The following is a 13,944-nucleotide window of genomic DNA, read 5'->3' as shown; positions in this document are numbered from 1 at the left end:
TCGAATACGCCGTCCCGGTTCGCCGGGGCGGCGACGGCCGGAGGCTCAAGGCATGCACGGCGAGTACAAGATGCCCGGCGGCAAGCTGGTGGTGGTGGATCTGGATGTCCACGCCGGGCAGCTGTGCCGCGTGCAGGTCAGCGGCGATTTCTTCCTCGAGCCGGACCGCGCGCTGCGCGACATCAATGCCGCGCTGGAAGGCTTGTACGCGAGCAGCGACGAAGCCGCGCTCGCCTTCGCCATCCAGGGCGCGCTCGCCGCCGACGTGCTGATGTACGGCATCTCGCCCGAAGCCATCGCGGTGGCCGTGCGCCGCGCCCTGCACGAGGGAGCGCAGGCATGAGCCGCAGCGATTGGAACCAGCACGACTGGCTGCTGATCCACGACGACCCGCAGCCGCCCGCGCTGCACATGGCGCTGGACCAGGTGCTCACCGACGAAGTCGCCGCCGGCCGCCGCGCGCCCACCTTGCGCGTATGGGAATGGGCTTCGCCCGCGGTGGTGATCGGACGCTTCCAGTCGCTGCGCAACGAGGTCGACCTCGATGCCGCGCATCGCCACGGCATCGAAGTGGTGCGGCGGATCAGCGGCGGCGGCGCGATGTTCATCGAGCCCGGCAACACCATCACTTATTCGATCTATGCGCCGCTGAGCCTGGTGGAAGGGCTGAGCTTCCAGGAGTCGTACGCGCTGATGGACGCCTGGGTGATCGATGCGCTGGCGATCCTGGGCATCGAGGCCTGGTACCAGCCGCTCAACGACATCGCCTCGGCCGGCGGCAAGATCGCCGGCGCCGCGCAGATACGCCACGCCGGCGCGGTGCTGCATCACGTGACCATGGCCTACGACATCGACGCGGCCAAGATGCTCGAGGTGCTGCGCATCGGCCGCGAGAAGCTTTCGGACAAGGGCACCGCCAGCGCCGCCAAACGCGTGGACCCGCTGCGCAGCCAGACCGGCCTGCCGCGCGAGGCGGTGATCGGGAGCATGATCGAGACCTTCGACCGCCTGCACGGCCTGTGCCACGACGCCTTGAAGCCGGAAGAGCTGGCGCGGGCGCGCGAGCTGGCGGCGAACAAGTTCCACAAGCACGAGTGGACAGCCGAAGTGCCGTAGCCCCTCGCCAACCCACCGGCGTAGGTTGGGGTGAGCCGCAGGCGAACCCCAACAATGCGATGCGCCTGGATAGGCCATGTTGGGGTTCGCCTGCGGCTCACCCCAACCTACGCCGCTCGGATGCAACGCCTCGGAACTTCCTTCCGGGCCCAACCGTCGAACAGCTTGCTGTACACGCCCCACCCGCCCCACCCGTTATCGGCAGCGCCCCCGGAGTCTCCCCATGAACACCAAGCTCATCCCCACCGCGCTCGCCCTCGTCCTGCTCGCCACCGCCGCGCACGCGCAGACCTCCAGCGGCGGCCTCAACCTCAAGCTCCCGCCCGGCAGCGTCCCCGCCAGCAGCAGCACCGCCCCCGCCCGGCCCAGCGACGCCCCGCCGGCCATGGATGCCGTGAACACCCGTCCGGCCGGTACCTCCACCGCCGCCAGCCGTCCCACCCCTGGCGTCTACTACGGCGACACCAGCGGCCGCACCGCCGCCCAGGACGAGGCCGAGGCGGACGCCGCCCGCCCGCACTGCGACGACGCCACCTACAACCAGCCCCAGGTGCACGGCAGCGTGGGCATGGGCGTGGTCACCGGCAATCACTGGGGTTCGGGCACCTACAACAGCGGCGCCGTGAACATCACCCAGCGCACCGGCGACTGCTCGCATCCCACCGGCAGCATCGGCCTGTCGATCGGCGTCAGCCGTTTCAACGGGCGCTGATCCTTACGAGCCGGCGGCGCTGAGCCCCGGATCGAAAGGCCGGTCGAAAGTTTTTAGAAAGAGCCTCCGGCCAGACTGCGCCGGTCAGTCTTACCTTTGTCGCGAAAACATGCGCCCAGCCGTTACGCTTCACCTTTCTTCCCGCCTGGGCCCGCAGCCGTGATCCAGAACGTCGAATTCCGCCTCGAAGGCGGCCGTGCCGGCGTCATGCTCATCCACGGCCTGACCGGCACCCCGGCCGAGATGCGCCTGGTCGGCCGCGGCCTGAACCGCGCCGGTTTCGATGTCTACGGCATGCAGCTCGCCGGCCATTGCGGCGATGCGGACGATCTCATCGCCACCGGCTGGAAGGACTGGTACGCCAGCGTGCAGGCCGCCGCCGAGCGCTATGCGCAGGAGCTGGACCACCTGTTCGTCGCCGGCCTCTCGATGGGCGCCGTGCTGGCGCTGAAGCTCGCCGCCGACCGTCCCGACCTGGTCAAGGGCGTGGGCGTCTATGGCGCCACCTTCCGCTACGACGGCTGGGCCACGCCGTGGTACAGCAAGCTCTCTTTCATGCTGCCGCTGATCGGCCGCCTGGGCCTCGGCAAGCACCGCATGGTGCACGAGAACGAACCCTACGGCCTGCGCGACGAGCGGATCCGCGCCCAGGTCAGCGCGCAGATGCTCGGCGGCGACAGCGCCGCGGCCGGCCTGCCCGGCAATCCGTGGCCGTCGCTGGCGCAGATGTACGAGATGGCCGCGGTGGTGAAGCGCGACCTGCCCAAGGTCACCGCGCCCTGCCTGATCGCGCATGCCGTCGAGGACGACATCGCCAGCCTCGAAAATGCGCGCCTGGTCGAGCGCGCGGTATCCGGTCCGGTGGAGATGCTGTTGCTCGAAGACAGCTACCACATGATCACCATCGACCGCGAACGCCGCCTGCTGATCGATCGTTCCGCCGATTTCTTCGGCCGCGTCGCCGATCCGGCCGCGGCGGCGGCCGCGCGCGCCGCGGCCTGATCGCGGAGCAGCCATGAGCCCGCTCGCCATCACGCTGTGGCTGCTCAACGTCACCCTCGACACGGTAGGCCAGCTGGCCTTCAAGGCCGCCGCTGGCGATCCGGACGCGGGCGACGGCCTGGCGCGCTGGCGCTACATGGCCGCGCGGCCGTGGATATGGGTCGGCATCGGCTCTTATGTCGCCGAGTTCCTGGTGTGGATCGCCTTCCTTTCGCTGGTCGACCTGTCCGAGGGCGTGCTGCTCGGCTCGATCAATATCGTGGTGATCATGATCGCCGGACGCATCCTGTTCCGCGAGAAGCTCACCCCGCTGCGCGTCACCGGCATCCTGTTGGTCACCGCCGGCGTGTGCATCGTGGGAATCGCCGGTGGAGGCTGAGCGCATGACATCGTCGCCGGCCCGCCTGGGGCGCTTCTATTTCTTCGGCTTCCTGATCCTGGTGGCGTTCGACACCGTGGTGCAACTGGCCTTCAAGTACGCCGGCAACCACGCGTTTCCGCCCGAAGCCAACTGGGCCTGGATCGTGCGTGTGTTCGGCCATCCGTGGATCTACCTGGCGGTGGTCGGCTACATCGGCAACTTCTTCACCTGGATGACCCTGCTCAAGCACGCGCCGATCGGCCCGGCCTTCGCGGTGACGCACCTGGAAGTGGTCAGCGTGATGCTGTTTTCGATCTGGCTGTTCAACGAGCCGCTGACCTGGGCGCGCGTCATCGGCGCGCTGGTGATCGTGGCCGGCATCGTCTGCCTCGCCTTCGCCGAGAGCGGCGCGCATCCCGAAGGCGATGCGCCCACCGAGGCCAAGGGCGCACTCGGCGTCACCGCCGGAGACTGATGCGCATGCGCCGCGAGCTGCCGCCCACCGCCGGCCTGCCGCTGCACCCATCGGACCTGTGGCCGCGCCGCGCGAGCTTCGCCGCGGATCTCGCCGCCTGGCTCGCCCTCCCTGAAGTCCAGCTCGAATGCTCCGGCACCGCCGCGATGGTGGTCGCGCTGCATGCCATGCACCGCCTGCGCCCGCAGCGCGACGAAGTGGTGGTGCCGGCGTGGACCTGCCCGCTGGTAGCACTCGCCATCCACCGCGCCGGACTGAAGCTGAAGCTGTGCGACCTCGCGCCCGGCGGCATCGACATGGATGCCGCGCAGCTCGCCGCCTTGTGCGGCCCGCGCACGCTGGCGATCGTGCCGACGCATCTGGCCGGCCGCGTCGTCGACGTGCCGGCCGCCATGGCCGTCGCGCAGGCCTGCGGCGCCTACGTACTCGAAGACGCTGCGCAGGCCCTGGGCGCGCGACGCGACGGCGCCAGCGTCGGCCTGCTCGGCGATGCCGGCTTCTTCAGCCTCGCGGTGGGCAAGGGGCTCACGTTGTACGAGGGTGGCGTGCTGGTGTCGCGCGAGCCGCAACTGCGTCGCGCCTTTGCCGAAAGCCGGCGCGAAGTGATCCGCCCCAGCCTGCGCTGGAGCGTGCAGCGCGCGGTGGAACTGCTCGGCTACGCGGTGGCGTATCGCCCTTCGCTGCTCTATGCGGTCTATGGCAAGCCCTTGCGCGCCGCGCTGGCGCAAGGCGATCCGGTCGCGGCGGTCGGCGACGATTTCGGCCCGGACATCCCGCTGCATCCGCTCGGCCGCTGGCGCCAGGGCGTGGGCACGGCGGCGTTCGCGCGCCTGCCGGCTTTCCTCGACACCACGCGCCGGCAAGCGCTGGCGCGCCTGGATGCATTGCGCACGCTGCCTGGCGTGGAGGTCTTCGGCGACGCGCCCGGCACGCAGGGCGCCTGGCCGTTCCTGCTGCTTACGCTGCCGACTTCAGCCGCACGCGACGCCGCACTCGACCGGCTATGGACCGCCGGCCTCGGCGTCAGCCGCCTGTTCATCCATGCCCTGCCCGACTACGGCTATTTGCGCGACCTCGTGCCCGCCACGCCATTACCGAACGCGCGCGACTTCGCCGCACGGTCGCTGACCATCACCAACAGTCCCTGGCTGCGCGACGGGGAATTCGCGCGCATCGTGGACACGTTGCGTGGCGTGCCGGGGGACTGACGGAGAGCGGTACGCATCACTCCTGCGCTCCGCCCGTACCCTCACCCCAACCCCTCTCCCGGAGGGAGAGGGGATCACCTCTCCGTTCCAAACTGGATCCCTTCTCCCTCCGGGAGAAGGTGGCGGCAGCCGGATGAGGGTGCGGGCGGAGCGGTGCACATCACCCTTGCGCTCCGCCCGTACCCTCACCCCAACCCCTCTCCCGGAGGGAGAGGGGACCACCTCATCGTTCCAAGTTGGAACCCTTCTCCCTCCGGGAGAAGGTGGCGGCAGCCGGATGAGGGTGCGGGCGGAGCGGTGCACATCACGCTTCCGCTTCGCCCGCACCCTCCCCCCCTCTCCGGGCGGGAGAGGGGCTTCAACTCGCAATGCCTATTGGCAAGTCGGGAACTTGAACGACGCCAGCCGCGTATTCCAGTTGAACGAGCCGGTCGTCTTCAGATACTCGTTGGTGTACCAGAACGTGCAGTCGTCCACCGGATCGACCGTCATCGCGCTGTAGTCGCCCCAGCGCGACAGGTTGTTGCCGCTCTGCGAACCGGTGCCCTCGACCATGCTCGCCTCTGCCTGCATGGTGCTGAGCGCATCGGTGGCCAGGCGCCCGGTGTAGCGGATCGCCGGATGGAGGGTGCTGCTCGACGCGCTGTAACCCATCGCCATGTTGCCCTGCTTGTCCATCGCCACCGAGCCGAGCCAGCGATAGGTGGTGTCGGGCGAATAGGTCGATTGCTGATACACCGCTGGCGTGCCGCCGGGACTGCGGATCTCGTACCAGCGCACGCCCGTGTACGGGTTCTGCTTGGACGTGCCCACCTTCACCGAATGGCTGACCACCAGCGATTCGTGATTGCCGAAATTGCGGTAGGCCAGGCGGAACATCAGCCGGTCGGCCAGCGAATCCAGCTTCTGCCTGGTGCCCGACTGCGGGATGCAGGTGCCGCCGCTGCAGGCCGCCGAGAACGACGCGACCGCAATGGCGGCCGGCCCGCTCAGCGTGCTGTTGGCGCTGTTGCTCCAGTCGACATGGAACTTCCACAGATTGAGCTTGTTGACGCCGAAGTTCATCAGGTAGTTCGGCGCACCGGCCGGCGGCGCGGTGGCGCCGTCCAGGTCCGCCGGCAGCACGCTGCCGTAGCTGCTGGAAAGCTGGAAGCATTGCTGCGTCGCCGCCTGCCCGTTCAACATCGCGTTGCGGTCGTAGGCGCACAGCTTGGCGCCGGAGAAGCTGTTGCCGCTGAACATGTTGAAGGTGATGTAGTACGCGTCCGGCCACACGCCCAGCTTCGGATAGTCGGGAAACACACTGCCGTAGTTGAACGCGTAGCGGTAATACGCGCCGGTGGCGTCGCTGGTGGCCGACACCGCCACGCACTGGTAGTACGGCGCCGCGGTGACGGCGAACTGGGTGATGATCCAGCGGCCGGCGGCCTTGTCGTACACCACCACGCCATCGCCGTCGTTGTCGTTCTCGCAGGGGCCGCCGAAGCCGGACCACAAGGTGTTGGTCTGCACCGGTCCGTACACGACCTGCTTGGTGGCCTTGTCGAACACGGCGAAGGCGGTGTTCACCAGTTGCACGTACTGGGTGGCGCCGACCGCGCCGTTGGTATCCGGCGGCGCGCTGTCCACCGTGAAGGTGCCCTGCGGCCCGCTGAAGCCCTGGCCCACGCCGTCCACGCCGCTGCCGGCGGTCGGCGCGGCGCCGCTGGCGCTGCCTTGCACGGCACCGTCAGGCGGCGAGCCGGGGCCGTCGATCCACGGCAGCGGGCGCGCCCCGTGCTCGCGCGGGCTCTTGGAGAAATCGTCGGGGCGCGGCATCACGCCACGCAAGGAGTGCAAGGTATCGTGCTGCGCGGCCGGCGAGGCTTCCGCACCGGACTGGTCCTGCGCACGCACGCTTCCCGCACATGCCATGCCGACGGCGACACACAACGCGGCGCCCGCGGCACCGGTCTGCTTCAGGAACATGATGGTCTCCCTGGTTAAGAGTCAACGAACGATCACCCTCTCTCAAGACCGGTTCGCGCCCCCCCCTGTCGCCGTGAAGCCCGGCACCACCGGCACCACTTCGTCGCTGCGCCCGGATATTCCGCATGGGTTTGCGCCAGCACGGACGCCCGGGTGGCCGTCTTGGTAACCCACTTTGCTTAGCGGATGCTTAGAACGGCACTGCTCGCACTGCATAGACCGAATGCCGGCGGGTGACCAAAACAGGCGTCGGCGACATTTTTTGGTCGGCGCATTATCAGAATAGGGAAAAGGCCTATATCGAAAGATATAGCCGGACCCCTCGCGATTATCGAAAATTAATGCCCTGAGCACGCAGGAAAATCATTATTTCCCTGCTTTGCGCGTTTTCATCCGAGCAAGCTTGCGCCTGACTTTCGCCGGCACGCCTGATGCATAAGCTCCATCCGCCGGCCGCGACGAAACGCAGGCCATTACGCCTGACGGCATAATGCCGAACGGCTCCAGGCGGCCGACCGGCAAATTGACATTCGATATTCCCGAAACCTACGCTCCACGCGTATTCCAAAATCGCCGACAACGCGTTCCGCATTAAGGCGCCATCACGGAGTAACCAGGTGGACTCAAGGGGGAGCTTTCACATGGTCGCGCCAGCATTGCCCGCCACGAATCCGCCGTCCGCCGCGCAGGCGCGGCGCCGTGCCGTCGACGGCTTCACGCTGGTCGAGCTGATGATCGTGGTGGCGGTGATCGCCATCCTCGCCGCGGTCGCCATTCCCAGCTATTTCCGCTACACGCTGCGCGCCAACCGCGTGGCGGCGGAGAACGTGATGCTCGACATGTCCAGCGCGCAGGAGCGCTACATGATCGACAGCCGCCAGTACACCACCAGCAACACGCAGCTGGGCTACGCCAGCCTGCCGGACACGGTCTCGCCGAACTACACCATCGCGGTGGCGACCAGCGCCGGCCCGCCGCCCGCCTACACCATCACCGCCACCCCGATCGGCAGCCAGACCCGCGATACCGACTGCGGCACGCTCAAGCTCGGCAGCAACGGGAGCAAGAGCGCCTCGGGTACTTCCACCACGTGCTGGAAGAAATAGCCATGCGCCGCCAAACGTCCCAAGGCTTCACCCTGGTCGAGCTGATGGTCACGATCTCCGTGCTGCTGGTACTGGCCACGCTGGCCGTGCCGCAGATGGGGCCGTTCCTGCAGCGCCAACGGCTGAAGAACGCCACCATGGACATGGCCTCCAGCGTGATCTTCGCGCGCAGCGAGGCGATCAAGCGCAACAGCAATGTCTACGTCGTCGCCAGCGGCACCGACTGGAGCCGGGGCTGGACGGTCAGCAGCGCCGCCACCGTCACCGCCGCCAGCACGATCCGTGCGCAGAGCGCGCTGGACGGCCTGCAGATCAGCGAAGGCGGCGGCAACACCTCGTTCAACTTCGGCGGCGACGGACGCATGTCCGGCACCGGCATGTCGTTCACCCTCCAGCCCACCGTCACCGCACAGGGACAGCAGCCGCTGTGCGTCGCGGTGGGCGCCACCGGGCGCGTGCAGACCACCAAGGGAGCCTGCTCATGAAGCGCGAGCGCGGCATATTGCTGATCGAAGTGCTGGTATCGATGCTGATCGCATCGATCGCCTTGCTGGGCACGGTGATGATGATGGCCCGCTCCACGCGCAACGAGATGGAGTCGTACCAGCGCGTGCAGGCGCTCACCCTGGTGCAGGACATGGTGTCGCGCATCAACGCCAACCGGCAGGTGGCGGCGTGCTATTCCAATGGCGTCACCGGCCTGGTCACCGGCGCCGGCTCCGCCGCACCGCCAGCCTGCGTCACCGGCACGCCGACGCCCACCGCGCTGCAGGCCGCCACCGCCAATGCCGACCTCGCCGCGTGGCGCAACTCGCTGCTCGGCGCCGGCGAGGCCTCCGGCGGCAACCAGGTCGGCGCCATGATCGGCGCGGTCGGCTGCGTCGAGCAGATCGATGCGGTCAACAACGTCTATCGCGTCACCGTGGTGTGGCAGGGGCTGATGCCCACCGCCGCGCCAGGCCTGGCCTGCGGCCAGAACAGATTCGGTGACGACAGCCTGCGCCGCGCGGTGAGCGTGCAGGTGCGCATCGCCAGCCTGTCGTGACCGCCGCCATGCGCACCCTGCCCACCCGCCTGCCTCGCCACCGCCAACGCGGCCTGTCGTTGGTCGAGCTGATGATCGGCGTGACCATCGGACTGGCCATGCTGGCCGCGCTCAGTTCGCTCTATGTCGCCACCTCCAAGGCGCGCGCCGAATTCAACAAGACCGGCGAGCAGGTCGAGAACGGCCGCTACGCGCTGCAATCGATGGTGCGCGACATCGAGATGGCGGGCTTCTTCGGCCGCCCCGGCTTGTCTGCCACCTTGCAGTACAACCTGCCCGGCGCCTGCACCACCGCCAAGAGCGCGATGGGTTTCGACAACACCACCTCGCCGCTGACCGTGCCGGTGGCGCTGTCCGGCGTGGCCGCCGGCGGCGCGGCGCCGGCCTGCCTGACCGACATGGCCACCGGCACCGAAGCGATCACCGTGCACTACGCCTCCGGCAACGTGTCCGCGACGGCGTCCGGCACCGAGTACTACCTGCAGCAATCGAGTTGCACCACCGACACCAAGCAGCTGATCTACGACAGCAGCGCCGCCAACTTCACCCTGCTCGGCAAGACCTGCAGCGGCGCCAGCCCGGCGGAACTGCGCAAGTACGTGGTGCGCAGCTATTACCTGGCCGGCTGCGACAACTGCGGCAGCGGCGGCGACAGCACGCCGACCCTGAAGGTGGCCGAGTTCATCAACGGCTCGATCCAGGTCTCCTCGCTGGTGGACGGCATCCAGGACGTGCACCTGAGCTACGGCGTGGACACCGACGGCAATGGCTCGCCCGACTGCTATGTCGACAATCCGGCCATCGACAACGCCGCCGCGTGCACCGGCAGCGCCGGCTACGCCTGGACCAACGTCACCACCAACTGGGCCAATGTCACCGCGGTGCGCGTGACGGTGCTCGCACGCAATCTCGACCCCACCACCGGCTGGACCGACACGCGCACCTACAACCTGGGTCGCGCAACGCCGGACGGCCCCTACAACGACGCCTACAAGCGCCACGTCTACAGCGCGGTCGCGCGCCTGTGGAACGTAGGCGGCGTGCGGGAGAACTGAGCATGCGCCCCTTCATCCCTCCGGCCCGGCGCCAGCGCGGCTTCACCTTGATGATGACGCTGATCTTCCTGGTCATCTTCCTGCTGTTCGCCGTGTCCATGGCCAGCTCCAGCCTGGTCAATACCAAGGTCGCCTCCAACCAGCAGTACCGCATGGAAGCCAAGGCGGTGGCACAGCAGGGCGTCGAATCGGTGATGAACCAGGCTTTCACGCTCAACCCGATCCCGGCTTCTTCCGTGCCGGTGGACGTCACCGGCGACGGCAGCAACGACTACGTCGCGCAGGTGGCCGCGCCGTTCTGCCTGGACAGCAAGCCGGTGCTCAATCGCGACCTGGCACTGGGCGATGTCTGCCGCACGCCCACCAGCGGCAGCGGCGACCTGGTGATCGGCTCCAGCGGCGCCGCGGCCACGCTGTCGCTGTGTTCGGACACGCAGTGGGAAATCCAGTCTTCCGTCACCGACGCCGGCAACAGCGCGACCTCGGTCACCGTGCACCAGGGCGCGTCAGTGCGCGTCCCCGTGGGAACGCCATGTCCATGATCACTTCACCTGCCTGTTCCCGCGGAGATGCCGCCATGTCCGATACGCGCCCATTCGTGAGCCGCCGTCTGCGCAGGCTGGCGTTCGCCGCCGCCCTGCTGGCGCTGCCGGGCCTGGCCTTGAGCGAGGACATCGACCTGTACACCGGCGCGCCGGTCAACGGCGGTTCGCCGAACCTGCTGATCCTGCTGGACAACGCCAGCGCGTGGAACGGCTCAGTGAGCTTCAGCTGCCCCACCGCGGGGGTGGTGTCCGCCAATAACGCCGGCAAGGACGTCGGCTTCGAGCAGTGCTCGCTGTACCAGGCGGTGACCGCGATCGGTTCCAACCCGGTGCTGCTGGGCAAGATCAACATGGGCCTGATGCTGTTCGACCCGTCGAGCAACGGCGGCTGGTTCCGCTACCCCAACGTGGGCCGCGCCACCGACCCGGGCGCGTTGCCGCTGATGAACGCCGCCGGCGTGGCCAGTTTCCAGAACACCATCAAGTCGCTCGACCGCCAGGCCGACAACTCCAACAACTCCGCCGTCGGCGGCGGCATGCAGGAGATGTGGGCCTACTTCGCCGGCAAGACCGGCCTGTCCGGCGTCACTTACCGCTCGCCGCTGTCCGGCCCCTGCCAGAAGAGCTTCGTCATCTACATCGCCAACGCGGTGAAGAACGGCAAGCCGCAGGATGCCGGCAATTCGCCGAGCGCGCAGTCCTCGCTGCAGCAGGTGACCGGGCAGTCCAACCCCACCCAGATCGTGATACCGCCGCCCAACAACAAATACCAGGCCAACTGGGGCGACGAGTGGGCGCAGTACATGTACCAGACCGACCTGTCCGGCGGCACCTCCACCAATCCGCAGAACATCATCACCTACACCATCGCGGTCACCGACGGCAGCAACCCGGACTACGTGCAGTTCCTGCAAAGCATGTCCAGCCACGGCGGCGGCAAGGCCTTCGTGGTGAACATCAATGATCCGAACGCGCTCAATGCGCTGGTGAACGATCTGCTGCAGATCTTCAACGAAGTGCAGTCGATCAACAGCGTGTTCGCCTCGGTCAGCCTGCCGGTCAGCGTCAACAGCCAGGGCGTATCGCTGAACCAGGTCTACGTCGGCGTGTTCCGTCCCGACCCCACCGCGCAGCCGCGCTGGATCGGCAATCTCAAGCAGTACCAGCTCGGCCTGGACAGCAACAACAACGTGGTCACCGAGGACTCGCTGGGCAATTCCGCGATCAGCAACAACGGCTCGGGCTTCATCTCGCCGAACGCACTGAGCTTCTGGACCTCGGACCAGCAGACCGGCACGCCACGCAACGGCCCGCTCACCTTCCCCTCCGGCAGCAGCGTGGTCACCAACTGGCCCACCTCCGGCTTCTGGGTGAACAAGCCCTCCGGCATCTCGCTGGCCTACGACGCGGTGGACGGCGAGGTGGTGGAAAAAGGCGGCGTGGGCGAGATGCTGCGCGCCGATTACCTGACCTCGCAGACGGGCCGCACGGTGTACACCTGCAACGGCGTGGGCAGCTGTCCCACCAGCACTGCCATGCCCAATTTCAACACCGCCAACGGCTCGCTGACCGCCGCCGCGCTCGGCACCACCAGCGCGGACCTGTCCAACCTGATCAACTGGGTGCGCGGCGCCGACAACACCAGCCCCAACAACGAAGCCGAGCCCGGCCCCGGCGGCGCGGTGACGATCCGTCCGTCCATCCACGGCGACGTGCTGCATTCGCGCCCGGCCATCGTCAACTACGGCGGCAGCACCGGCGTGGTGGTGTTCTACGGTTCCAACGACGGCTTCTACCGCGCGATCAACGGCAACCAGACCGCGGGCATCGGCACGGTACGCCCCGGCGGCGAGCTGTGGTCGTTCATCGCGCCGGAATTTTTCGGCAAGCTCAAGCGCCTGCGCGACAACAGCCCGATCATCAAGCTGCCCGGCATCACCGACGCCAGCGCACAGCCGAAGGACTATTTCTTCGACGGCACCACCACGGTGTACCAGGACCAGCGCGTCACGCCGGCGACGACCTACATCTACCTCACCGCGCGCCGCGGCGGCCGCTTCATCTACGCCTTCGACGTGACCACGCCCACGGCGCCGCGCTTCCTGTGGAAGAAGTCGAACGCGGATATTCCCGAGCTGGGCCAGACCTGGTCGCAACCGAAAGTGGCGCGCATCAAGGGCAACACCAACCCTGTGCTGATCATGGGCGGTGGCTATGACAGCGCGGAGGATGCCGATCCGGTGCAGAGCGCAGACAGCATGGGCCGTTCGATCGTGATGCTGGATGCGGTCACCGGCGCGCCGGTATGGATGGCGGCACCGAGCTGCACCGGCCAGCCCGGCACCTGCAAGACCGTGGCGAACATGACCTACGCGATCCCCTCCGACATCACCCTGCTCGATCGTGACGGCGACGGCTATATCGAGCGCCTGTACGCCAGCGACCTCGGCGGCAACATCTGGCGCGTCGACCTGGAGCCGAACGCACTCACCGCGCCGACCAACTGGACGGTGACCCAGATCGCCAGCCTGGGCGGCACCGGCACCAGCGCACGCAAGTTCTTCTATCCGCCGGACGTGGTGCCCACCACCAGCTACGACGCCGTGGCCGCCGCTTCCGGCGACCGCGAACACCCGCTGGCCTCCAACGCCGCCTCCAGCGTGATCAACCGCTTCTACAGCCTCAGGGATACCAATACCGGCAACAGCGTGGCGGCTACCTGGAGCACGATCGCCGAGAGCAACCTGACCGATGCCACCAGTACGCTGTACACCGGCAGCGGCAGCGGCTTCTACGTCACCCTGACCAACGCTGGCGAGAAAGCGGTGAACGCGCCGCTGACCGTGGCCGGCTATACCTATTTCGGTACGAACCAGCCGGCGAATCCGCAGAACAACCCGAACATGTGTTATCCGAACCTGGGTATCGCGCGTGGTTATGCGATCAGTTTCCTGGATGGCAGCGGCTTGAATTCGAACCGCTTCGTGAAGTTCGATGGTGGCGGCATGCCGCCGTCGCCGATCTTCGGACTGGTGCAGTTGCCTACTTCCGGCGGAGGGACTTTGCTGACGCCGGTGTTGATTGGCGGTGGCAATCAGCTGGGGCTGGTTGGCGGCAACAATACGTCGTCGCTGGGGACGCAGAAGGTGGTGCCGCCTGGCACTGGGAAGCGCAAGCGCACGTATTGGTATGTGGAGGGGGTGAAGTAGGTCGCTGGCGCGACGGGGCTGGTCATTCCGGCGCAGGCCGGAATCCGGTTTCCGTGTCGCCTGATGGTCGCGTGGCCGCGACTTGGCCGCTACGCAGCGGGCGTTCCTTTTTTTGCTCGTCATGCCGGCGCAGGCTGGAATC

Annotated in this window: 14 protein-coding genes; 13 read left to right on the top strand and 1 reads right to left on the bottom strand. The window is 67.6% G+C overall.

Going from position 1 to position 13,944, the window contains the following annotated elements; translation table 11 throughout:
* The first annotated feature begins 52 nt into the window (after window positions 1-52).
* From BM172_RS05710 to BM172_RS05680, 7 genes are all read left to right on the top strand, one after another.
* Window positions 53-343, top strand: coding sequence for a lipoate-protein ligase small subunit (locus BM172_RS05710; protein ID WP_026635925.1), 291 nt, complete (start codon window positions 53-55; stop codon window positions 341-343).
* Window positions 340-1,116, top strand: a complete 777-nt coding sequence (locus tag BM172_RS05705) for a lipoate--protein ligase family protein (RefSeq protein ID WP_026635924.1) — start codon at window positions 340-342, stop codon at window positions 1,114-1,116. The genes BM172_RS05710 and BM172_RS05705 overlap by 4 nt, the downstream gene beginning before the upstream one ends.
* A 223-nt stretch (window positions 1,117-1,339) precedes the next feature.
* A complete protein-coding gene (locus BM172_RS05700) occupies window positions 1,340-1,828 on the top strand; it encodes a hypothetical protein (protein WP_026635923.1) in 489 nt (162 codons plus the stop codon).
* Between the two features lie 159 nt (window positions 1,829-1,987).
* A complete protein-coding gene (locus BM172_RS05695) occupies window positions 1,988-2,830 on the top strand; it encodes an alpha/beta hydrolase (protein ID WP_026635922.1) in 843 nt (280 codons plus the stop codon).
* Window positions 2,831-2,843: 13 nt separating this feature from the next.
* Entirely contained in the window at window positions 2,844-3,209 is a 366-nt protein-coding gene (locus tag BM172_RS05690; protein ID WP_026635921.1) for an EamA family transporter, read from the top strand.
* A 4-nt stretch (window positions 3,210-3,213) separates the two neighbouring features.
* The gene (locus tag BM172_RS05685; protein ID WP_197022876.1) at window positions 3,214-3,666 is read left to right on the top strand and encodes a DMT family transporter; all 453 of its coding nucleotides are present in this window, start codon (window positions 3,214-3,216) and stop codon (window positions 3,664-3,666) included.
* A 5-nt stretch (window positions 3,667-3,671) separates the two neighbouring features.
* Window positions 3,672-4,874 (top strand): DegT/DnrJ/EryC1/StrS family aminotransferase, encoded by a 1,203-nt coding sequence (locus BM172_RS05680; protein ID WP_026635919.1) that lies wholly within the window; start codon window positions 3,672-3,674, stop codon window positions 4,872-4,874.
* A 372-nt stretch (window positions 4,875-5,246) separates the two neighbouring features.
* Here the strand turns inward: BM172_RS05680 and BM172_RS05675 are convergent, their stop codons facing one another.
* On the bottom strand, window positions 5,247-6,842 hold the full coding sequence (locus BM172_RS05675; RefSeq protein WP_026635918.1) for a hypothetical protein: 1,596 nt from the start codon (window positions 6,840-6,842) through the stop codon (window positions 5,247-5,249).
* Window positions 6,843-7,483: 641 nt separating this feature from the next.
* Here BM172_RS05675 and BM172_RS05670 point away from each other — a divergent pair.
* Genes BM172_RS05670 through BM172_RS05645 form a run of 6 tightly spaced genes read left to right on the top strand, consistent with a single transcriptional unit; the run spans window position 7,484 to window position 13,802 of the window.
* A complete protein-coding gene (locus BM172_RS05670) occupies window positions 7,484-7,948 on the top strand; it encodes a type IV pilin protein (RefSeq protein ID WP_051548857.1) in 465 nt (154 codons plus the stop codon).
* A gap of 2 nt (window positions 7,949-7,950) precedes the next feature.
* Window positions 7,951-8,433 (top strand): GspH/FimT family pseudopilin, encoded by a 483-nt coding sequence (locus BM172_RS05665; protein WP_026635917.1) that lies wholly within the window; start codon window positions 7,951-7,953, stop codon window positions 8,431-8,433.
* A complete protein-coding gene (pilV, locus tag BM172_RS05660; protein WP_026635916.1) occupies window positions 8,430-8,993 on the top strand; it encodes a type IV pilus modification protein PilV in 564 nt (187 codons plus the stop codon). Before BM172_RS05665 ends, pilV begins: the two co-directional genes overlap by 4 nt.
* 8 nt (window positions 8,994-9,001) lie before the next feature.
* The gene (locus tag BM172_RS05655; protein ID WP_026635915.1) at window positions 9,002-10,048 is read left to right on the top strand and encodes a PilW family protein; all 1,047 of its coding nucleotides are present in this window, start codon (window positions 9,002-9,004) and stop codon (window positions 10,046-10,048) included.
* Window positions 10,049-10,050: 2 nt separating this feature from the next.
* A complete protein-coding gene (locus BM172_RS05650) occupies window positions 10,051-10,590 on the top strand; it encodes a pilus assembly PilX family protein (protein WP_026635914.1) in 540 nt (179 codons plus the stop codon).
* A 35-nt stretch (window positions 10,591-10,625) separates the two neighbouring features.
* Window positions 10,626-13,802 carry a pilus assembly protein gene (locus tag BM172_RS05645; protein WP_035323707.1) on the top strand — a complete coding sequence of 1,059 codons (3,177 nt, stop codon included), beginning with the start codon at window positions 10,626-10,628 and terminating at the stop codon, window positions 13,800-13,802.
* Window positions 13,803-13,944: the final 142 nt, after the last annotated feature.

The sequence above is a fragment of the Dyella marensis genome, assembly GCF_900112865.1.
In the GTDB taxonomy this organism is placed as follows: domain Bacteria; phylum Pseudomonadota; class Gammaproteobacteria; order Xanthomonadales; family Rhodanobacteraceae; genus Dyella_D; species Dyella_D marensis_A.
This window is presented reverse-complemented; position numbering and strand designations above follow the sequence as displayed.